Genomic DNA, 19,931 nt, shown 5'->3' with positions numbered 1-19,931 from the left:
GTTACGACCGGACGGTCAGCCGCGGCTCACGGGTGCGCCCACAAGGTTGGGGATGCGGCAGGCCCCCGCACCGTGGAACGGTGCGGGGGCCTGGGCAGGCGCGGGGGCGGCGGACCGACGGGGTCAGGGCAGGTCGGGCAGGGGGCGGACGGAAATCTCGTGGGCCTCGTCCGCGGGGAGCCCGAGCATACGCAGGATCATCTCGGCCATCTGCTCGCCGGCCGCCGCGCCGAGGTCGCGCGCCGAGTTGAGCTGGAGCAGGCCGATCAGCGCGCCGCCGACCGCGGACAGGGCCACCAGCGGGTCTTCGAAGGTGAAGCGGCCGGACGCCTTGCCGACCTCCAGGTCGCGCAGGGCGCGCGGCCCGAGCCCGGTGGCGGCGTTGATGTGCGGCAGGCCACGCAGGCGCAGGATCTGGGTGATCTCGGGATGCGACGCGGCCAGCCGCAGCGTGAGGCGGACGCTGGCGCCGAAGACCGCGGCCGGGTCGTCGATGCCTTCGGTGACGCTGTCGAGCAGCTGGCCGTACTCCTCCAGGGCGTCGCCGACTGCGGCGTCGAACAGGTCGTTCTTGGTCTCGAAGTGGTTGTAGAACGTGCCGAAGCCCACGTCGGCGCGATCGGCGATCTCCTGGATGCTCGCCGAGGTCTCGCCGGTCTCGGCGAGGATCTGCCGCGCGGCGGCGATCAGCGCCTGGCGGGTGCGCGCACGGCGGCGCTCGAAGCGGTTGGCACTCGCGGGGCCGTCGGCGGTGTCGAGCTGGTTCGGCATAGCGCCAGTCTAGGCGGCATTCAGATCTGATGACTCCATCACTCTGACCCTTGACGATTGCTCCGGCAAGACTGATGCTTCTATCAGTTCGGAGCTTCTCATCAGAAGCGTGTCCGTGTGAGCCACCCCTGACGGAGCCCCCCATGTCGAACGACCGTGCCCGCCCGCCCGGGCACACCACCGCCCACCAGGACCTGCACAGCGAGCACGGGGCGCTGCGCGGGGAGCACCCCGGCCGCGCCCGCCGACCCGTGATCAAGGTGGCGGACCTGGCCTGGCTGGAGTTCGAGAAGCCCGACCTGGCCCGCGCCGAGGTGTTCGCCCGCGACTTCGGCTTCGCCGTCGCCGCGCGTACCGGCCAGGCGTTGTACCTGCGCGGCACGCTGCCCGGCTCGGCGTGCGTGGTGCTGCGCCACGGCCGCGCCTCACGATTCGTCGGGCCGGTGTTCCGGGCCGCCGGGCGCACGGACCTGGACCGCCTGGCGCGAGCCACCGGCCATCCGGTCCGCGACCTAGGGGAGTTCGGCGGCGGGCAGGTCGTGGACCTGGTCGACCCGTCCGGCTTCCCGGTCCGCGTCGTCCACGGCACCGAGCAGCTCCCGGCCCTGCCCGAACAGCCCCCGCTCCTGCTCAACTTCGGCGGGGAACGGGCCCGGACCAATGCCACCCAGCGCCCGCCGCGCGAACCGGCCCGCATCCAGCGGCTGGGGCACGTCGTGCTGGAGACGCCGAGGTTCAGCCGGGCCCTGGACTGGTACCTGGAGACCCTCGGCCTGATCGTCAGCGACTTCCTGTTCCTGGACGGCCAGCGCGGACGCGGGCCCACCATGGCGTTCATCCGCTGCGACCAGGGCAGCACGCCGGTCGACCACCACACCCTCGCGATGCACCTGGGCCCACGCACCGGCTACGTCCACTCCGCCTACCAGGTCACCGACCTCGACGCGATCGCCGCCGGCGGGCAGTACCTCGCCGAGCGCGGCTACAAGCGCAGCTGGGGCATCGGCCGGCACATCCAGGGCAGTCAGCTCTTCGACTACTGGCGAGACCCGGACAGGCTGATGGTCGAGCACTTCGCCGACGGTGACCTGTTCGACTGCGACCTGGAACCCGGCTGGGCTCCGATGTCCGCCGGCGGCCTGGCCCAGTGGGGCCCGCCCGCCACCCGCGACTTCCTCGGCGCCAACCCCACCCCCGCCCTGATCCGCGAGGTCGTGCGCGCCCTGCGCGCCGACAACGAGATCGACCCCGGCCGCCTGCTGGGACTGATGAAAGCGATGAACCGATGAGCGTCAACGTCCTGCGCACCGCCGACGGCTGGTACGCCGTCCGCGACCAGCGCGCCGTCCGCGTCCGGACCGCGGCCGCCACCACCGCCGAACTGCTGGCCGACCGGGACGCCGTCACCGCTGCCGTGAACGGCACCGACGCCGGCGTGCCGGTCGCCGATCTCGCGGTGCTCTCCCCGATCACCCCGGGCTGCCGGGTCGTGGCCCAGATGGCGAACTTCGTCTCGCACGCGGCCGATGCGGGCCTTGATCCGAAGAGCGTCCCGCTCGCGTTCTTCCGCAAGGCGTCCGGGTCGATCAGCGGCCCCTACCAGGACATCGTCAAGCCCGCTCACGTGCGGCTGCTCGACTACGAGGTGGAGATCGGCCTCGTCCTCGGCGCACCGCTCCCGGTCGGCACCCAGGTCTCACCCGCGAACCTCGCCGACTACGTCGCCGCCCTCGTGGTCACCAACGACGTCTCCGCCCGGGACCTGCAACTGCCCAAGACCCAGTTCTACGAGGCGAAGTCCTACCCCACCTTCACCCCCACCGGGCCGGCGCTGGTGCTGCTGGAGGAGGGCGACCTCGGCCGGTTCGCCGAACTGCGGCTGCGCCTGTGGGTCAACGGCGAGCTACGGCAGGACATGCCCGCCTCCGACATGATCCACCGGCCGCTCAAGGCCCTCCAGGCGCTCACCGGCTTCCAACGGCTGGACCCCGGCGACCTGCTGCTCACGGGCACCCCGGTCGGCACCGCGCTCAGCGCGCCGCCCAAGCCGGTCGAGATCCTCGGCTCGCTGCTGCCGGCCGCGACCAAGTGGCGGCTGTTCTTCAAGTCCCAGGCCAAGAATCCCAAGTACCTGCGGGACGGCGACCTGGTGGAGGCCGCCGTCGCCACCGACGACGGCACGCTCGACCTGGGCCGCCAGCGCACGACGGTGAGGTACGCCCGGTGAGCGAACCCCTGTGGCCCCACTACGCCGCCCCTTCCGACCTGGCCGCGATCGAGGCGGTGCCGCTCGAGGCCCGTGGCCTTCCTGCCTCCACCTACGACCTGCTGGCCCGGGCCGCGCGGCTCTGGCCCGACCGCACCGCCCTGACGGTGCTCCCCGACGCCGAGCGGTGGCGCGGGCCGCTGCGGTACACCTTCGCGGACCTGCTGGCCGGAGTGCACCGCTATGCCAACGTCCTGCACCGGTTCGGGGTCCGCCGCGGCGCCCCGGTCGCGCTGATGGCGCCCAACTGCGCCGAACTCATCCCCGCGACACTCGCCGCGCAGCTCGCCGGCATCGCCGCGCCGCTCAACGCCGCTCTCGCCCCCGCGCACCTGGCCGAGCTGCTGCAGCGCTCCGGCGCCCGGGTCCTCGTCGCCGCGGGCCCGGAGCTGGCCCCGGACGTCTGGGCGAAGCTGCCCGCGTTGGCCGAAGCGCTCGACGCGGTCCTGGTGCTTCGGCCCACGACGGCAGTCGGCGATCCCGCGCCGCTGCCGCAGATCGACGGGGTACTCATCGCCTACCTCGCCGACCTGGCCCAGGCCGAGGACGCGTCCGCATTCACGGGAGAACCGCCCCGGCCGGCTGACCTGGCCGCGTTCTTCCACACCGGCGGCACCACCGGCACCCCGAAGCTCGCCGCCCACACCCACGAAAGCGAAGTCGCCAACGCCTGGATGATCGCCGCCAACTCGATGCTCGACAGCGAAGCGGTGGTCTTCGCCGCCCTGCCCCTGTTCCACGTCAACGCCCTCGTGGTGACCTTGCTCGCGCCGCTGTTCAAGGGCCAGCAGGTGGTGTGGGCAGGGCCGCTCGGCTACCGCGAACCCGCCCTGTACGGGGAGTTCTGGTCGATCGTCGAGCACTACGGCATCACCGCCATGAGCGCCGTGCCGACCGTCTACCAGGTACTCGCACAGTGCCCGGTCGGCGCGGCGGACATCAGCAGCCTGCGGTACGCCATGGTCGGCGCGTCGCCGCTGCCCGACGCCGTCCGCACCGCGTTCGAGGCCCGTAGCGGGGTGAGGCTGGTCGAGGGCTACGGCCTGACCGAGGCCACCTGTGCCAGCGCCCGCAGCTTCCCCGACGCGCCGCGCCCCGGCACGGTCGGGCAGCGCATGCCCTACCAGCGGGTGAAGGTCGTCCACCCGGACTCGTGGGCGGAGCTGCCCGCCGGGCAGACCGGCCTGCTGGCGATCGCCGGCCCGACCGTGTTCGCCGGCTACGTCACCGGCCGCGACGCCCAGGGCCGTCCGGTGCTCGACGGCCTCGGCAAGCTCGTGGACGGCTGGCTCGACACCGGCGACCTGGCCCGACTCGACGCCGACGGGTTCGTCCGCCTGGCCGGCCGTGCCAAGGACCTGATCATCCGCGGCGGCCACAACATCGACCCGGCCGTCATCGAGGACGCGCTGCTCGCCCACCCGCACGTCACCGGCGCGGGCGCGGTCGGACGCCCGGACCCGCACGCGGGCGAGGTCCCGGTGGCGTACGTGACCCTCGCGCCGGAGGCGGACGTGAGCGAGGACGAGCTCCGCCGGTGGGCCGCCGAGCGCGTCCCGGAACGCGCGGCCGCACCGAAGTCCGTCACCGTCCTCGCCGCGCTGCCGGTGACCGACGTCGGCAAGCCCTACAAGCCCGCCCTGCGGGCGGACGCCACCCGGCTGGTTGTCGCAGAGGCCCTGGCCGGTCAAGGACACGACGTGGAGGTCGACGCGGCGGTCGAGGACGGGTCCGTCCTCGTGTCCGTCGCCCCCGGCGCCGGTGATCGCGAGGCCATCAGCGCGGTCCTCGACCAGTACGCCCTGCGTTGGACGTGGTCCCCGGCGGCGCCCGGACCGGTGGCGCCATGACCGCCGACACCATCCCGGTGGCCGTGATCGGCGCCGGCCCCACCGGGCTGACCGCGGCGACCCTGCTGGGCCAGTACGGCATCGAGACCCTCGTGCTGGACCGCTGGGAGTCGGTCTATCCACTGCCGCGGGCGGTCCACCTCGACGACGAGATCTACCGGCTGCTCGCCCGACTCGGCATCGCCAGGCAGTTCGCCGCCATCTCCCGCCCCGCCCACGGCCTGCGGCTCCTGGACCGCGACCTGCGGGTACTGGCCGAGTTCCGGCGCGGCGCCGACCTCGGGCGACACGGCCACCCCGAGGCCAACATGTTCGACCAGCCCCAACTGGAGGCGCTGTTGCGCGCCAACCTCGAACGGCACCCGACCGTCACCCTGCGCGGCAACGTGGACGTCACCGCGGTCGAGCAGTCCGGCGGCGGCCCGGTGCGGGTACGGCTCACCGACCGGAGCACCAGCGAGACCAGCACCGTGACGGCCCGGTACGTGCTCGGCTGCGACGGCGCCAACAGCCTGACCCGCTCGACGATCGGCGCCACCATGCACGACCTGGCCTTCGCACAACGCTGGCTGGTCGTCGACGTCGCCACCGACGCCGACCTGCACCAGTGGGAAGGCGTGCACCAGGTCTGCGACCCGGTACGTGCGGCCACCTACATGCGCATCAGCGAACGCCGCTACCGCTGGGAGTTCCAGCTCCTGCCCGGCGAAAGCGCCGACGACTACCGCGACATGACCCGTCTGCACCCCCTCATCCGGCCCTGGACCGGCGACGTCCCCGCGGACGAACTGGAGATCATGCGCACGGCGGAGTACACCTTCCGGGCCCAGATCGCCGACCACTGGCGCGAGCGGCGCGTCTTCCTGCTCGGCGACGCCGCCCACCTCACCCCGCCCTTTATCGGCCAGGGCATGGGCGCGGGCCTGCGCGACGCCGCCAACCTCACTTGGAAGCTCGCCGCCGTCCTCGACGGCCGTCTCCCGGAACAGGTACTGGACAGCTACGAGGCCGAACGCAAGCCCCACACCCGAGCGATGATCACCCTGGCGAAGCTGGTCGGCACCGCCATGACCGCAGGCGGGGACACCGGCAGCGCGCTGCGCCGCATGCTCGCACCCCACCTGCACCTGGTTCCCGGTCTGAGCAACCGCATCCTCGACAGCCGGACCCCGGCCCTGCGCCGTTCGAGCCTGGTGGACCGCAGGCGGCTCGGGCGCGGCCTCGCGGGACGTCTGTGCCCCAACGCCCAGCTGCCGGACGGCCTGCGCTTCGACGACCTGGCCGCCGGCCGCTTCGCGCTGGTCACCTCCGCAGCCGTCACCCCGGCGCTGCGGGCCGAGGTCCAGGGCCGCGGCGGTGTCCTGGTCACCGCCTCCCCCGGCACCGCCCTGCACCGCTGGCTCCGCCGGGGCCGCACCGTAGCGGCGCTGGTCCGCCCCGATGGCACCGTCCAGCGCACCGCCCGCGACCCGAAGGCACTGCGCAGGCTCCTGCCCGCACCGAGCCCCCGCAGGCGTACCTGATTCCTCCGCGATCCCGCCGAGCTTCTGGCCCTTGCTGAGGGTGCTCCGCAGCCGGTAGCGGACTCGGCCGCCGCCGAGGTCCTGCGGCTCGACGCGGCAGTCCACGGGAAGCTCGTTCAATACCGGCGGAGAACACTTGTTCCCGACGTGTCGTATTCTCCGCTGGTGCGGGCGGAGCCAGCTTCGGCAACCGAGGACCCGTACCCCCACACGGCACCGCACCACATCCTCAATTCCGCAGGATCCAGCGGAGGAGAAAACAGGACCGACAGCTCCGCCAGCCGCTCAGCACATCGGGTGCGGGGCGGTGTGCAGGGACCGAGCGCCGTAGCGCCGGCGGGCGTCGGCCAGGCGTTCCAGACCGGCGCCGCAGTGCAGGGGCTGGAGGCCCGGAGCCAGGGCGCGGGCCACCCGGAGGCCGGTGGCGGTGAGGTCGGCGGAGGTCACGTCGGCGACGGCCACGGGTACGCCGAGGCGGTCGGCCAGTCGGGCGGTCGTCTGTTCGACCAGCGGCGGGTCGGGGAGGTCCTGTAGGCGGACCATACCGGTGCCGGCCGTGAGGAAGGAGAGGCGGCGACGGGCGCCGGGCCGGGCGTAGCGTAGGGCGTGGTCGATGAACGTCACCACGTCCGCGTCGCGGGTCGGCGGTCGGCGGCCGGCTTCGAGTTCGGTGCGCAGGGCGAGGACGGTCTGTGCCTGCTCCAGCACCGCCTTCACGACGGCTGTGCGGCTGCTGGGGTGCGCCGCGGACGTGACGGTCACGGCGGGCCAGCGGCGGCCGTCGCCGAGTCCGACGCAGAGCACCACGGGCACGCCGCCCGCGGCGGGCAGCAGGTGGAAGCGGACATCGAGCCCGTGGGCTCCGAGGTCCTGGACGAGCCGGGCGACCTGGCTGCCCGCCCCCTCCGAACCGGGACCGAGGTCCAGGGCGGGTGGCGGGGTGCGGGTGAACCACGCCCTCAACAGCGCGTCCCGTTCGACGAGTTCCAGCGTGGCCCGGTGTGCGGCGTCCGCGTGGTCGCGCCCGGCGGCGAGTCCGTTGGTCGTCACCTGCGCGAGTACGCCGCCCCCGGCCGAGTAGTGGGCCTGGTCGGCGGGCAGCCAAACCTCGCCGGTGCCGTCCAGCCAGGCGCCCCGCACCCAGGTGTACGGCGTCTGCGGGTCGTAGGGGCGGTAGGGGAAACCGGGCCGCGCGTACTGCTGCGGCGAGTAGAGGCCCAGGCGGCGCGGGTCGAGTACCTCGCCGTCCAGTTCGCCGGCCCGGGCCGTGCGGGCGACGGCGGGCGGCACGGCTGCGCAGTAGCGCTCGACGGCTTCGCCGAGCGCGCCGGTCAACGCCTCGTCCTCGGTGAACGCCCGGCCGCCGCACCACTCGGCTGCACCGGGGCTGGTGACCTGCCCGTCCCGGAGGTCCGCGTCCTCCGTGTAGCAGCTGAGGACGGCGTACGCGCGGACCAGCGTGGGACAGATGTCACTGCGCAGCGTGCCCGCGCGGCGTACCACGCCCACGCGCGGATCCACCAAGTGGTCGCGCAGCTCGTGCACCGTCATCGGGGTGGTCCGGGGGGCGCGGGCCGTCGCCGGGGCGGCGGGGCGGGGCGGGGTGCCGCACACCTCGCAGCGTGGCATCCGGAGCACCCGGTGCTCGCGCGTCCCGCCCGTCAGGGTGTTGTGTACCCGCAGCACCCCGGCGGGGGCGGCGTCCGGGGTCGTCAGGAACCTCAGGGCCGCGAGCGCGAGTTCAGCGCCGAGGGCGGCCGACCGGGGTCCGGCGTCGGTGGCGGCTGAGGGCAGCGCGCGACTGGCGCGTGCCGCCTGGACCGTCCGTTCGGCCCAGGGGACGGCGGAACAGGCCGTCTCGCGGAGCCGGCAGCAATTCCAGCAGGCCGAGGTCCCCGGCACCACCAACGGACCGACGATCCCCTCCGGGCCCTTCAGCGTCGCGTACAGGTGCGGCGTCGCGGCCGCCCGGGCGAGGCGCGCGATGCCGAGGTGGCGCCGGGTGTCCGAGCTCCGCAGGGCGATCAGCAGCAGGCCTGTGGTCGGCGGGACACCGGCGAGCTGGGCTCTCAGCCGGTTCACCGGGATCGAACGGATGTCACAGTGCGGCGCCTCGGCGGCCAGGAGCCGCTGGAGTGCGGGGGGTTCAGGGAGCTCACGGAGTCGGCGGTTGCGGTCGGCCTGGTCGGTGGTGCGCGTGCGGGCGGCGACGCCGTCCTGGTACTCCTCGTCTTCCTCGTCGGCCAGGACGATCCGCCCTGCGCCCGCCCGTGCGAGGTGGCGTACGGCCTCGGCGCCCCATGGCCCGCGGCCGTACAGCGTGACGGTGGCCGCCGCCAGGCGACGTTCGCTGTCCGGAGCTGCGCCCGGGAGAAACGGCGGCCTCGGCCCGCCCGACTCGGCGTGGCTCTGCGGGGCGCCCTCGTAGAGCAGGCCCCGGGCGTCGAGCAGTTCCAGGAACTGTGCGGCGTGCGCGGCCAGTTCGCCGCCGGCCGACCGGGTGATCTCGTCCCGCCGGCGGGTGCCGTCGAGGAGGGGCAGCAGCCCGGCCGCGAACCTCCCCAGGTCGCGGTCGCCGAGCAGGTGGGTGCCCAGGTCGTCGCCGATGACGAGCCCGCGGTCCGTCCCCCGGACGATAACGCCCTCGGCCAGCCGCACCCCGCCCCGGTTCAGGACGCCGCCATGGTCGTGGTCGCGCCCACCGCCGGCGTCGTCGGCGAGGTGTTGATCCGGTGGGCCGCCAGGACCAGGAGGAGCCGCTCCGGCATGTTGTGAAGTGTGCTGGGACACGGGGGGATTCCCTCCTTCCAGAGCTTCGGGCACGCCCCTCCGCACACCGGGAGCAGCGCGCAGGAGGAACAGTTGTAGGCGCCCGCCCGGACCTCGTCGTTGAACAGGGAGAGCGTTGTACGGCGCTCCGCGTCCTCGCCCGCGTCGACGGTGCCGATGGCCATCTCGTCGGGCTCGCCATAGCCGGGTACGTACGGCGCCTCCGTGCAGTGGAACAGGGTGCCGTTCGCGTCGACGAGGAGGCCGTCCCTCTGCACCGCCAGACACACGATCCGTCTGCGCCCCGGCATCAGCCGGCTGGGGAAGCCCGCGAGGAGGAGTTCCGCGTGCCACTGCACTTCGAGGTCCGCAAAGTCCCGGGCCGACAGGGCCTTCTTGTGGGCGTCGTTGCCCCAGGAGTGGATCGGGGCGAAGTAGCAGGCGACCCTGCGCTGGAGGCCGGCTCGGGCCAGCATGTCGATCAGGGGGGAGATCCCCTGCCAGTTGGCCTCATCCACGTTGATCCTGAGGTTGATCCGGACCTTGAGGTCTGACTCGGCCAGCGCCACCAGGTTGGCGAAGATCCGCCGGAAGGTGGGGGTGCCGCTCTTCGTCCCCCGGCGGGTGTCGTGGTACTCGGGCGTCCCGTCGAGCGTGATGTCGATGGAGGCCACGCCGTGCCGTTCCACCAGCTCGCGCGCGATCCGCCTGCCCAGGGCGAGGCCATTGGTGATGATCCGGGCCCCGAACGAGCACCCCCGCTCTTCCGCGACCGCCCGCAGACGCGGTGTCAGCTCGCGGATCACCGCCATGCCGACCAGCGGTTCGGCGCCGAACCAGCACAGGTCCACCTCCCGGTAGGGGTAGGCGTCCAGCTTGCGGGTCACCTGGCGGACGAAGGCGTCCTGGTGGTGCGGCGACAGCCAGCGCGCCGAGTGTTCCTGGCCACAGTACCCGCAGCCGAGTTGGCACTGGGCGGTCGGAGTGACGACCAGGGACAGGCAGTCCAGGGCGGCGATGGCATCCCGGTTCTCGTCCACCACGCTGCGTAGTTCGTCCTCGCCGTCGTCCACGAGGAGGTGGATCCCGGTCAGGTCCTCGACGACGTCACCGGGCAGTCGTTCGGGCTCGGTGGTGAGCAGTTGCCAGGCCGCCTCGTCCAGCACCCGCAGTTCGGCGCTGCGGGTGGCGAACACCACGCGCCGGGTGCGGTCGCTCAACTCGTCGAAGACAGGGGGGCTGGCGAAGTGGTACCGGGAGAGTTTCCTGGCCATGAAAGGGGTTCAACTTCCGCTAGGAGGTGCGGGCCGCAGACGCTCTGCGGCCCGCACCGGGATGGTGCTGCTCATCTGTCCAGCGGCGTGCGGAGGCCTCTATTCCGCAGCGGCCTTGCCGCACCCGGTGTTGATGTGACAACCGGTGTTGCCGCCGGCGGCCTTGGCGAGCTCCTCGCTCATCGCCTCGTCGCCGAGGGCTCCGGAGACCCGCAGGTCGGTGAGCGCCGAGTCGACACTCAGCCGGGCCTTGTTGAGGGTCTCCGCGAGCTTCTTCGGGTCGAAATCTGCCATGGTGTACTCCTGGGCTCTCGTCGGGTCACCCGTGTCACGGGCGAATGCCGCCGCAGGGTGACCCGGTTCTTCCTACTGTTCCGCAGTGGCCTTGTGGCACCCCGTGTTGATGACGCAGGACGAGTTGCCGCCGGCGGTCTTGGCGAACTCCTCGCTCATCGCCTCGTCGCCGAGGGCTCCGGAGACCCGCAGGTCGGTGAGCGCCGAGTCGACACTCAGCCGGGCCTTGTTGAGGGTCTCCGCGAGCTTCTTCGGGTCGAAATCTGCCATGGTGTGCTCCTGGCTTCTCTGCTGGTTACCCGTGTCACGGGCGAATGCCTTCGCAGGAGCCGTGTTGGCCCTGGCGAAAGCCAAGACCGCCACCGAAACCTCCGTCGTGGCGCACATCCATGCGACCACGGAGCCGATGGCCTTGCCAGCGGGACCCTGGATTCGCACTCGAACGGACTCTGCGGGACGCCGCCCCGGGCCTCCCCGGCCCCGCCCCGGTATTTCGCCAGGTAGGCGATCGGTGTGCTTGGCAGCTGGGCGCACCAGACGCGGACACCCTCGCCAAGGCCGACGGCACGCCGGACGCCTGCCGTGGCACCACCGCCTGCTGCACCCTCGACGAGCAGGCCCTCACCCCCATCCAGGCCCGACCGAGGCGAAGGCCGCCGCCAGCTGCGCATGCGGCAGCTGACGCCGCTGCCACGCTGTCCGCACGGCAGATGATTGGGGGGCGCCATCGCCACCCGGTCCGCACTTCCAATGCCGTTTCGGGAAGAACGCGAAGGCGGTCAGGTCCTCCTTTGCCCCCAGCAGCACTGTCCTGACCGTCTGGAACTTCCTGCCGAGCAGGTCGGCGACGGCGTCGAACTGGGTGCGGACCGCGTCAGCGGTGCGCTGGGCGGAGATCGTACGGATGATCGCGGCAACCCGCCGGTCCTTGCTGATCGCACCGAAGGAGTTGCTCGCCAGCGTCTCCCACCCGAGCTGTCCGCATGCGGAAGCCGGCCCGCCCTGTCGGTACAACGACTGAGACTGAGCGTCCGAAGTAGCCCTTGAGCGCTTGGGGGTGGCTCCCTGAGCGTTGCAGTTGGCCCGACCGACTCCCCTGCTCGACCGCATGCCACTGGTCGCCGACCCACAAGGCCGTGGTTCGATTCCGAGTTCCTCAGCCCCGGGCACGGGAAGCAGCCCAGGGCGTCGCAGTCCGCCTTTCGGGTCAGCAGGAGCACTCATGACAAGGGCGGCGAGGTCGGGGCCAACAACCACGCTCAGGGGACGTCGCGGACACTCAGTCTCAACGACCGCGCGGCTGGCCGTCCGTTCCGGGGGTGAACGAACCGCGACACCGGCGATGGCAGTGCGGTCCGTTCACCCCCATGAGGGTTGGCTGTTGGCGCGTGGAGTGGTGGGTGTCTGCGGTGTGCTCGCCGGTCTCCTGTTCGGAGAACCCCACGGTGAGGGTGAGGCTGTACTCGAAGACGCCCTCGCGATGTCGGGGACGCACGCCCAGGTGATGGGCGTGGACCTCGCGGCATGGGGAACCCGCCGGCACCAGGTGGTGGCCTCCTCCTGGGGGGGCACGGGCAGCGGTGGCTCCGATGCACGCCACCGCCGTGTAGGCGGCGAGCGTGACGTCACCGCCCCGACGAGCGGACACTCCAGCCCCGGCACCAGGCAAGGGGACCGGCTCGGAGTCGGCCCCCTCGGAAATCAGCAGACCAGCGGCCTGTATCGGCCACGCTGAATGTTGCATCGAATGCAACATCGCCCATTACTAGAAGTAGATGCCGCGAAACGTGCCGTCGAATCCAAGGCCCCGGTACATCTCCTCACAGGAGTTCCACTGACGCTCCTCGATGGTGGCGTCTTGGACCTCGGCAACCTGGCTCGCCCCAGATCCGGCTCCAGCCACTCGTGTTCCGTGTCCAGTCCATGCGTGTTGCACTGGTAGCCCGGTTGAGGCTGGGACCGGCAGACGAAGGGAAACCGGCACCTGCGTCGAGCCGGCGGTCCGTCAGAGCCCACCTGGGTGGCTGGAGAGCCAGGAGGAGTACCGGTCGCGAAGCCGGTCTCGTTCTTCGGTCGTGGGGAGGAGAACGTCTGCACCACCGTCATAGGGATGGTAGAGGCGCTCCATCCGGGTGTCGGCGATGAGGACACCAGCCGTCTTGTAGTCCGCAACCTCATGTAGCAGGGCGTCGATGCATCCGTGCCGCCAAGGTCGACGAGCGGCGAAGAGGTGAGTGTAGGTCCGAAAATCCGGGTCCGGATCGTCCTGCGTCAGCAAGGTCTGCCAGTAGTCCGCGTCCGGCTGATGCTCAGGAACGTCGGGCTCCGCTGTCCAGACTGGCGTGACCACATAGACATCTGCGCAGGCGAACAGCTCGTCCAGAACGGTGTTGTGGCGTTCCAGGATGATGGCGTACTCGTTCTCGCTATCGGCATACCGCTTCGAGCCCGGCAGGCTGTGAAAGCGCACCCACACGTCTTGATACCGGTCGCGGAGCATGTAGCCGATGGGAGGACACGCGGGCCAACACTGCTGCCACCTCTCTGTCAACGCCATCTGTCCGGTCCCAGACACGTGCGGCACTCGTCCTTTCGCCCAGCTGTGTATCAGCAGGCATGATGCCCGCGGTCGATCAACGACGGAAACGACTTCCTACTGCTGCTCGGCGGCTTCGCCGAGGAGGCTGTCCTGGGACGGAAGCTGGGCTTCGATGATGAGCACGGTCATACCCGTGTCGGTCCAGGTCTCGTGCTCCTCGCCGACAGCCCAGCAGGCGGCCTGCCCCTGAGCCAGGGCCTCGGGTTCGCCGTCCGTGCCGCTTGCCCAGCCGTGGCCTTCGGTGACGATGAGGAACTGGGGCACTGGCGCGACGTGCCGGCCAAGGCGTCCCCCTGGGGCCAGGTGCATGATGTTCACGGCGGCAGGGCCGCCTCCGCCGTGGACACGGAAGCGTCGGACACCGCTGCTGCCGTAGGCGCTCGTCTCAGTGCCGGCGATCGCGTTGATGTTGAAAATCTTCACAGCGTGATTCTGCCGCCGCTCGGGCCGTCCCTGGGAATCACGGCGACCCCGGCAGTGCCGAGGAGGAACTGAGGAACTGGTGGCGGCTCACTCCCGGTTGTGGAACGGCAGCACGACGCCCCCGGGGCGGCGCTGTCCACGCAGCTGGTGGTTCTCCACTTCGACTGGGACGAGGATGAGGCGGCGCGGCTGACGGCGCTGATCATCCCGATGGTGCCTCCCATCGGTGCCGAGCGGATGGCGGGCTTTCGATTCATCGACGAGGTCACCGTGCTCCTGGTGTCCCGTTACGGCCGGTGGGCCTGCGGATGGGATCACTCGACCCATTATGGTGGGCCAGTCGAGGCCTGGTGCTGCGATGCGCGCTCGGTCGGGGAGGCGGAGGAGACCACCGAACGCGTCGTGACCTGTCTGCTGGAGTGGCGTGACTGGCTGGAGGACATGGCCGAGAGGTTCGAGCAACTCGCACCGCTTCCCGGCGCGGACGCCGAGGACCGCAGCTGGCATCTGGAACGCGCGGTGACCCGCCTGGTCACCGCGGTCGTCAACAGCACCCACGCCGAGTCGTCCTGGTTCGGGATCTGCGAGACGACGCTGACCTGGTTCCTCACCTCCACCGGCCTGGGACAGAAAGAGGCCCAGAAAGCGGTGGAAGCCGCGATCGACGGCCGGTTCAAGAGCCACGTTGCACCCGCCCCGACCCTGGTCGACACGGTGGGAGAGGACCTGGCGATCCGCCTGACCGGCCGGGGTTTCTACCGCGAGCGATGACTCGCTGGCCGTGTGGTGCAAGGCCAGGAAGCAGGTCGGCTGGTCCTCGGCCGCGAGCGTGCGCCCGGCCCCGGTACGCCCGGTCGTGGACGGACTCGCCGCCTGGTTCGACGGTCCGGTCCGCCGCCGCGCCCCGGACCGCGCTCGCCGGCTGCTTGCCGCGATGACCCTGTCCCGCGCCGCGGCCTCACGGGGAGAACCGCTAACCCCGGCCCTGCTCACCGGCTGGCAGCAGCTGGTCCTCGGTGTGAACGAGGTACGTCTGCGTCAGAGCGACGCCTTCGCCAAGGCCGGCCGGGAACGATACGGGCTGACTCCCCACACTTGGCAGGACTTCGCCGCCTGCCTGTACCAGAGCGCCGACCCGTCGGTCCCTCTGCCCGCCCGCGCGGCCGGAGCGTACCTGGACATCGCCTTCTTCCACCCCTACCCGGACGGCAACGCCCGCCTGGCACTACTGGTCCTCGCCCACATCCTGGAAAGGGAAGGAGTACGCCTGGACGAAGTGGGGCCGCTGCAGACCACCCGCTACGCGGATGACCCGGCCGGCGCCCTCGACCTGGCGGCTCTGGTCGCCGTACTGGTCCGCGCCACCCACCGTCGGGCAACCGCGCGGTCAGAAAAGGCCCCCGCTGAAGCGAACGGGCGAGCACGTTCAGCAGTACGCGGCTGAGCACTTACCCCGTGTACGCCGACAGGCCGCCGCGCGGCCTGCGGAATGGCGGTCGTGTCAGGGCATGTCCCAGGCAGGGGTGTTCGCATAACCGAAGGCCAGCGGAACGGCGAACGTGTCGAGCGGCTCGGTGAACCACGAGGGGTGGACGGAGGCGCCCATCACTCGCTCCATCAGCGCGAAGATCTTCACACCCCAGATCTCCGTCTCGTCGCTTACGTCGATCAGCCCCTGGCACCACTCGGCATCCCAGCGTGGATCTCCCGCCCTCAGCGGGTTGACCGGCCCGTAGTGCTCTTCATAGACAACGAGCTCGCCGTCCACGGCGTAGTGGACGGTGTCTCCCCCGTTGATATCGATCTGCACACTGAAGCACCGGCCACCACGTGATAGATCCCGAAGAACCCCAGGGATCGCTGTCGTGCAGCCACCGGCTTCCACCACGAACACCAGGTCACCGGCCATCCCGACGCCGATCAGATCCTGTTCGCGGTCGGCGCGAGCCGTCTCGTCGGCGGCCTGTCGTGCCGTCAGGAGTCGACCGGTCTCCGGGTCGCCGTGCAGCCGGCGGATCACGTCGTTCCGCCCCACACCGGCGATCACCGCGACGGTGGGCAGGATGTAGTCCTCCTCCAACTCATCGACCCAGGCGAAGCGCTTCTCGGCGTCTTCCGCAACTGTCAACCCATCCATGCCGGCCTCCGATCCGAGGCCCGCTCCGGAGCTTGGACAGCTTGGCCCAGCTCGGCGGGTGCCAGCCGCGAGTACTCCCCGATCATGCTCATGCGCGGCAGAATACGCGGAGGCCCTGACAGGCTCCCCGTCGCTTCGAGGCCCGCTTGTCGTCCCCGGCTGGCAGAGTGCCACGTCATGGAACTGGACGAGTTCTGGCACCTCATCGAGACCGCGCGCTCGCAGGCTGAGGAGAGCGGCACTTTCGACCAGTCGCTGGTCGGCCTGCTGGCCGCCCGCTCGAAGAGGGAGATCCTGGAGTACCAGGAGCGGTTCGACGAACTCCACGGCGCCCTCTACCGCTGGGATGTCTGGGCAGCGGCGTACCTCATTGGGCGGTGTGCATCGTGAACTTGCAGGTCATGGGTCTGGTGTGCACGCGTCTTGCCGTGCTCGCGCTGGCCGGCGGCCGGTGTCCACGGTGAAGATCGTCTGACTGGGCGGCCGGGGCGTTTCTCGGATTCTGCTGCGCCTGTCGCGAGCGCCCCCCTACGATCCGTCACCGTGCAGATACGCCACCAGATCGCGCGGAGGGGAGCGGGGATGTCCGAGCTGGAGCGGATCACGGCTCGCCGGAGCGAGCTGGACGCGCTCGCCGAGGAGCTGAGCAAGCGGCTTCGGGAGGTCGAGGCGGAGCGGGAGGAGTTGGCGATCGCCGAGCGGGTGCTGCACCGTCTGGCCGAACAGGACCGCGACGAGGCGGAGTCCGCCGTTGCGGTGGCTCCGGTGAAGGCGCAGATGGCGGGGCGCGCGGTGCTGCTGGTCCCGCATCGCGGCGATGATCCCGATGAGACCGCGCTGCCCGGTGACTACCTCCGGATCCTCTCGATCGTCCGGGCCGCCGATGGTCCGGTGCAGGTCAGGGCGGTGGGCGAGGAGCTGGGACTTGAGGTGTCGATGCGCGGGAAGCTGGAGCCGCTGCGGGCGAAGATGACCAAACTCGCCGATCGTGGGTGGCTGCACAAGCGGCCCGACGGACGGTTCACCGCACGTCGGTAGCCACGCCGGGACGGAGACGGAGTGGGGCGTAACCAGCGGGCCCCCGGCGGCAGTTGAGTTTGGTGTGAAGAAAAACAACGATACCGTCGAGGGCCCTGACGGCCTTGTCTACACCGCCCGTCTGCCGCTGTCGAGCGCCACTCTGAACTATCTCGCCACCCTGATCCGCGGCTACTTGAAGAAGATCGGCTCGCGGTGGCGGGCCCTGCCCGCGGGGAAGATCGCGGGGATCGTGCTGGCGGTGCTGCGCTGTGACCAGCGGCCCGGCGATCTGCCCGGCGGAAACGGGGTGCACCGCACCACCGTCACCCGCTGGGTGCGGGAGGTCGTCGGCCTGCTCGCCGTGCGCGCCCCGCGCCTGGACCGCGCGCTGAAGAAGATCGCCCGAAAGGGTGGTGGGGTGGTGCTGCTGGACGGCTCCCTGATCCGCACCCGGCGGCGCACCGGAACAGCGAACCGGAAGAACTACTCGGGTAAGCACAAATGCCACGGCCTGCTCGTGATCGCGCTCACCGACGACAGGGGCCGGCTGGTATGGGTTTCCGCGGTGCGGCCGGGACGCTCCTCGGAGATCACCGCCTGCCGGCACGACAAACTCACCGCCCATCTCCGCGCTGCCGGCCTCGGTGCCATCGCCGACCTGGGCTTCATCGGCCTCGACGACAGCGGCCCGGACGCCGACCCGGCGGTGATCACCGGCTACAAGGCCGCCCGCAACCGGCCCCTGACCTACAGCCAGAAACTCTCCAACAAGGCGCTGGCCGCGGTCCGGGCCCCGGTCGAGCATGGCTTCGCGCACTTGAAGAACTGGCGCGTGCTCGGCAAGGTACGCACCGACCCGAAGTGGGCGACCGCGCTGGTGAGGGCCCTGCTGGTGCTGACGAACCGCGAAGTCACCCGCTGACCGACGACCTTGACGGGAGTCATCCGACCGCAACCAGTCCGAGCACCCTGAAGCCCACGCACACCAGACCCGCGACCTGCTACTTCAAGATGCTTACCGCCCATTGGGCCAGGCACGAGGAAACGTGCAAGGTCCGGCTTCAACAGTCGAACACCGACCAGCAGATGTCGTTGCGCAGCCGCTGGTCATCAAGTACGAGCTCGCGGATCGCCTCCGGGAGCTGATTGCGTTGCCACTGGCACTCGAGTCGTCCCGCGGTCTCGCTCCCGCCTTCCGGTGCCGCTGCACGTGCGGCCTTGATCGCGTAGGCGGCCGCGCCGAGCTCGTGAGCGGCCACGTGGGCGACGGCCCCGGCCTGGCCGGCGGCGTACGCGGCATGTCGTGCTGCCCCACGCAGGTCTCTGGCTGCCCCCATCGCATGGCCGCCCGCCGCGCGAGCCTGCATCATCTTGACCTCGCCACGCACCCATGCCCGGGCATGCTCGATCGCCTGGCGTGGCCGCGGGTCCCCGGGCTGGACCGACTCGAAGAGCCCAAGGACGTGCTCTGCACACGAGGCAGCCCATAGAGCAAGGAGACGGTGATCCGCATCAGTGAGAGTCCCACCACGGCGGATCGTCACAAAGCGAGGGTCCCGGACCTTCGGGAGGATCACGACTTGCAGTCCCTCCTGCGCGCATCGGCGCCACTCGCTGGGGTGTGCCTGTCACCTTTGCCGCTCGATGGCGTCATGACTCAGCGATATCTGACATGTCATGTCCGGGTATGCGCGATGCCGGAGGCACTCCAGGGCCTGGTCTCGCGAACAAAGGTTCGCGAGACTTGAAGATCGGAATCGGATCGCCGCGGGTGGGGCTTGTAAAGCTTCCCGTGTCCGCGCCAATGTCACGCGCAACCCAGTTTCTAAGACACCGCCAGGGAGTACGACCCGACCCGTACACGACACGCCAGATAGCCGCTGAGTCATGACGCCGTCGAGCGGCAAAGGTAACAGGCGTGAGGTCTCCCGCCACTCCTTCGCGGCACAACTCCACCAGGTTCTTGCCGAGACCGAAGGACGTACGGTCGACCCCGGCTTGGCCTCCCGTGCGAGCGGCGCCTGAGGACTGCGCGAGCACCCGAACGTCGAAACCCAGACCGTGGCTCCGATCCTTTGCTCCAGCCTCCTCAGGCAGGCGCACGATCGCATGTTGAGTTGACACTCGCAACTTGAGTCGCCAGCAGAGCACCCGTCCGAGTGGCTGCCGCCAACGCTGGGTTGGACGATAGAGAAGGGACCGCTCCAGGACACGGGGTGATGCGATGAGTTCTCGCAGCAATCCAGGCCAGGAGGCGCGCTGGGTCGCGCATGGGTGGAGCTTCTATCATGACGCTGCCGCCGCAGGGCTGGAAAAGACGCTAGGTGACCTTTACTCGGCCCGCGAGATTGCCCTGTTCAAGACGATCGACCAGTCTCCTCAGGCTCAAGCGGCCATGCGCCAGTTCCTTGATCTGGAAGTGCGTACGGAGGCTCAACCGGCCATAGGAATGCCCACGGGACGCGAGCTGCCCTACAATCCCGCCGATATCTGGCTTGAGGGCTTGGCGATCACCTCGGGGAGCCTGGGAGGCGCTATCGGCATGTTCCTCGCCCAGCATGCTTATCCAGACGACCCCGTCTTGCAGAACAAGGCGGCGCAACTGCTAGGAAATCTCATCGACGCGGGCCTTGCTGCCGGGGAAGCACTCGGCGCTGGGCACAAGCAAACTGGCTGGCACCCGGGCGTGCACGAGAAGCTGCACGGAGACACAGGCCCCGACCGGCCTTGGCAAGGGCGTGAACCAGCTGGGCTCGGACCCGATGCGCATACGCCTATGGGATTGGGAAAGCTACCACCCGAAACTCCTTTCACGGATGGCCTCGACCCCGGCTTCGACCTCCCCCCTGACCCCAGCGGCGACATCCACGGTTTCGACCCGGGCATGAGCATCGACCCCAGCATCACCGGCGACCCGGGCATGAGCATCGACCCCAGCATCACCGGCGACCCGGGCATGAGCATCGACCCCAGCATCACCGGCGACCCGGGCATGAGCATCGACC

19 protein-coding genes and 1 pseudogene are annotated in these 19,931 nt (G+C 70.5%); 10 read left to right on the top strand and 10 right to left on the bottom strand.

Translation table 11 applies throughout. The annotated features are described in order from the left end of the window. Positions 1–123 precede the first annotated feature (123 nt). On the bottom strand, positions 124–771 hold the full coding sequence (locus tag ABTY61_RS38785) for a TetR/AcrR family transcriptional regulator (protein WP_350509922.1): 648 nt from the start codon (positions 769–771) through the stop codon (positions 124–126). Between the two features lie 143 nt (positions 772–914). Between ABTY61_RS38785 and ABTY61_RS38780 the strand changes: the two genes are divergently transcribed. The 4 genes from ABTY61_RS38780 to mhpA are packed head-to-tail and all read left to right on the top strand — an operon-like array spanning position 915 to position 6,410. Continuing rightward, positions 915–2,060 (top strand): VOC family protein, encoded by a 1,146-nt coding sequence (locus ABTY61_RS38780; protein ID WP_350509921.1) that lies wholly within the window; start codon positions 915–917, stop codon positions 2,058–2,060. Further along, positions 2,057–2,998: a fumarylacetoacetate hydrolase family protein gene (locus ABTY61_RS38775; protein ID WP_350509920.1), complete on the top strand. Its 942-nt coding sequence runs from the start codon at positions 2,057–2,059 to the stop codon at positions 2,996–2,998. Before ABTY61_RS38780 ends, ABTY61_RS38775 begins: the two co-directional genes overlap by 4 nt. Then, entirely contained in the window at positions 2,995–4,887 is a 1,893-nt protein-coding gene (locus tag ABTY61_RS38770; protein ID WP_350509919.1) for an acyl-CoA synthetase, read from the top strand. The genes ABTY61_RS38775 and ABTY61_RS38770 overlap by 4 nt, the downstream gene beginning before the upstream one ends. Next, positions 4,884–6,410, top strand: coding sequence for a bifunctional 3-(3-hydroxy-phenyl)propionate/3-hydroxycinnamic acid hydroxylase MhpA (gene mhpA / locus ABTY61_RS38765; RefSeq protein ID WP_350509918.1), 1,527 nt, complete (start codon positions 4,884–4,886; stop codon positions 6,408–6,410). Before ABTY61_RS38770 ends, mhpA begins: the two co-directional genes overlap by 4 nt. Before the next feature lie 285 nt (positions 6,411–6,695). Here the strand turns inward: mhpA and ABTY61_RS38760 are convergent, their stop codons facing one another. The 7 genes from ABTY61_RS38760 to ABTY61_RS38730 all read right to left on the bottom strand — a co-directional run bounded on the left by ABTY61_RS38760 (position 6,696) and on the right by ABTY61_RS38730 (position 13,769). Then, positions 6,696–9,068, bottom strand: a complete 2,373-nt coding sequence (locus ABTY61_RS38760; protein WP_502895511.1) for a TOMM precursor leader peptide-binding protein — start codon at positions 9,066–9,068, stop codon at positions 6,696–6,698. An 11-nt stretch (positions 9,069–9,079) separates the two neighbouring features. Then, positions 9,080–10,453: a radical SAM/SPASM domain-containing protein gene (locus ABTY61_RS38755; RefSeq protein ID WP_350509917.1), complete on the bottom strand. Its 1,374-nt coding sequence runs from the start codon at positions 10,451–10,453 to the stop codon at positions 9,080–9,082. Between the two features lie 99 nt (positions 10,454–10,552). After that, a complete protein-coding gene (locus tag ABTY61_RS38750) occupies positions 10,553–10,747 on the bottom strand; it encodes a hypothetical protein (protein ID WP_350509916.1) in 195 nt (64 codons plus the stop codon). 72 nt (positions 10,748–10,819) lie between these two features. Then, the gene (locus ABTY61_RS38745; protein ID WP_350509915.1) at positions 10,820–11,017 is read right to left on the bottom strand and encodes a hypothetical protein; all 198 of its coding nucleotides are present in this window, start codon (positions 11,015–11,017) and stop codon (positions 10,820–10,822) included. Positions 11,018–11,368: 351 nt separating this feature from the next. Then, positions 11,369–11,761, bottom strand: a complete 393-nt coding sequence (locus ABTY61_RS38740; protein ID WP_350509914.1) for a transposase — start codon at positions 11,759–11,761, stop codon at positions 11,369–11,371. A gap of 991 nt (positions 11,762–12,752) precedes the next feature. Further along, entirely contained in the window at positions 12,753–13,247 is a 495-nt protein-coding gene (locus ABTY61_RS38735) for a DUF3885 domain-containing protein (protein WP_350509913.1), read from the bottom strand. Between the two features lie 153 nt (positions 13,248–13,400). Further along, positions 13,401–13,769: a cupin domain-containing protein gene (locus ABTY61_RS38730; RefSeq protein ID WP_350509912.1), complete on the bottom strand. Its 369-nt coding sequence runs from the start codon at positions 13,767–13,769 to the stop codon at positions 13,401–13,403. A gap of 99 nt (positions 13,770–13,868) precedes the next feature. On the opposite strand from ABTY61_RS38730, the gene ABTY61_RS38725 reads away from it, so the two are divergent. Both ABTY61_RS38725 and ABTY61_RS38720 read left to right on the top strand, forming a co-directional pair. Further along, positions 13,869–14,540 carry a hypothetical protein gene (locus tag ABTY61_RS38725; RefSeq protein WP_350509911.1) on the top strand — a complete coding sequence of 224 codons (672 nt, stop codon included), beginning with the start codon at positions 13,869–13,871 and terminating at the stop codon, positions 14,538–14,540. A 10-nt stretch (positions 14,541–14,550) separates the two neighbouring features. Then, positions 14,551–15,213: a hypothetical protein gene (locus tag ABTY61_RS38720; protein ID WP_350509910.1), complete on the top strand. Its 663-nt coding sequence runs from the start codon at positions 14,551–14,553 to the stop codon at positions 15,211–15,213. A gap of 57 nt (positions 15,214–15,270) precedes the next feature. Here ABTY61_RS38720 and ABTY61_RS38715 read toward each other — a convergent pair whose 3' ends face one another. Next, on the bottom strand, positions 15,271–15,906 hold the full coding sequence (locus ABTY61_RS38715; protein WP_350509909.1) for a DUF6461 domain-containing protein: 636 nt from the start codon (positions 15,904–15,906) through the stop codon (positions 15,271–15,273). A gap of 177 nt (positions 15,907–16,083) precedes the next feature. On the opposite strand from ABTY61_RS38715, the gene ABTY61_RS38710 reads away from it, so the two are divergent. The 3 genes from ABTY61_RS38710 to ABTY61_RS38700 all read left to right on the top strand — a co-directional run bounded on the left by ABTY61_RS38710 (position 16,084) and on the right by ABTY61_RS38700 (position 17,848). After that, the gene (locus ABTY61_RS38710) at positions 16,084–16,296 is read left to right on the top strand and encodes a DUF4240 domain-containing protein (protein ID WP_350509908.1); all 213 of its coding nucleotides are present in this window, start codon (positions 16,084–16,086) and stop codon (positions 16,294–16,296) included. A gap of 192 nt (positions 16,297–16,488) precedes the next feature. Continuing rightward, entirely contained in the window at positions 16,489–16,944 is a 456-nt protein-coding gene (locus tag ABTY61_RS38705) for a hypothetical protein (protein ID WP_350509907.1), read from the top strand. Between the two features lie 64 nt (positions 16,945–17,008). Beyond that, the gene (locus tag ABTY61_RS38700; RefSeq protein ID WP_350509906.1) at positions 17,009–17,848 is read left to right on the top strand and encodes a transposase family protein; all 840 of its coding nucleotides are present in this window, start codon (positions 17,009–17,011) and stop codon (positions 17,846–17,848) included. A 139-nt stretch (positions 17,849–17,987) separates the two neighbouring features. On the opposite strand, the gene ABTY61_RS38695 is transcribed toward ABTY61_RS38700, so the two are convergent. Continuing rightward, positions 17,988–18,503: a putative immunity protein gene (locus ABTY61_RS38695; protein WP_350509905.1), complete on the bottom strand. Its 516-nt coding sequence runs from the start codon at positions 18,501–18,503 to the stop codon at positions 17,988–17,990. A 647-nt stretch (positions 18,504–19,150) separates the two neighbouring features. Between ABTY61_RS38695 and ABTY61_RS38690 the strand changes: the two are divergent. Further along, positions 19,151–19,931 (top strand): annotated as a pseudogene (locus ABTY61_RS38690) (hypothetical protein); the annotation flags it as partial.

This window comes from Kitasatospora sp. NPDC096128, assembly GCF_040303105.1.
GTDB lineage: Bacteria > Actinomycetota > Actinomycetes > Streptomycetales > Streptomycetaceae > Kitasatospora.
The sequence above is the reverse complement of the archived record's forward strand: the minus strand, read 5'-3'. Positions and strand labels throughout refer to the sequence as shown.

What these genes read in the sequence shown, in the direction of transcription:
- ABTY61_RS38715 (WP_350509909.1), bottom strand. Translation starts at nt 15,906, where the DNA reads ATGGATGGGTTGACAGTTGCGGAAGACGCCGAGAAGCGCTTCGCCTGG.
- ABTY61_RS38710 (WP_350509908.1), top strand. Translation starts at nt 16,084, where the DNA reads ATGGAACTGGACGAGTTCTGGCACCTCATCGAGACCGCGCGCTCGCAG.
- ABTY61_RS38755 (WP_350509917.1), bottom strand. Translation starts at nt 10,453, where the DNA reads ATGGCCAGGAAACTCTCCCGGTACCACTTCGCCAGCCCCCCTGTCTTC.
- ABTY61_RS38745 (WP_350509915.1), bottom strand. Translation starts at nt 11,017, where the DNA reads ATGGCAGATTTCGACCCGAAGAAGCTCGCGGAGACCCTCAACAAGGCC.
- ABTY61_RS38780 (WP_350509921.1), top strand. Translation starts at nt 915, where the DNA reads ATGTCGAACGACCGTGCCCGCCCGCCCGGGCACACCACCGCCCACCAG.
- ABTY61_RS38750 (WP_350509916.1), bottom strand. Translation starts at nt 10,747, where the DNA reads ATGGCAGATTTCGACCCGAAGAAGCTCGCGGAGACCCTCAACAAGGCC.
- ABTY61_RS38775 (WP_350509920.1), top strand. Translation starts at nt 2,057, where the DNA reads ATGAGCGTCAACGTCCTGCGCACCGCCGACGGCTGGTACGCCGTCCGC.
- ABTY61_RS38705 (WP_350509907.1), top strand. Translation starts at nt 16,489, where the DNA reads ATGTCCGAGCTGGAGCGGATCACGGCTCGCCGGAGCGAGCTGGACGCG.
- ABTY61_RS38735 (WP_350509913.1), bottom strand. Translation starts at nt 13,247, where the DNA reads ATGCTCCGCGACCGGTATCAAGACGTGTGGGTGCGCTTTCACAGCCTG.
- mhpA (WP_350509918.1), top strand. Translation starts at nt 4,884, where the DNA reads ATGACCGCCGACACCATCCCGGTGGCCGTGATCGGCGCCGGCCCCACC.
- ABTY61_RS38785 (WP_350509922.1), bottom strand. Translation starts at nt 771, where the DNA reads ATGCCGAACCAGCTCGACACCGCCGACGGCCCCGCGAGTGCCAACCGC.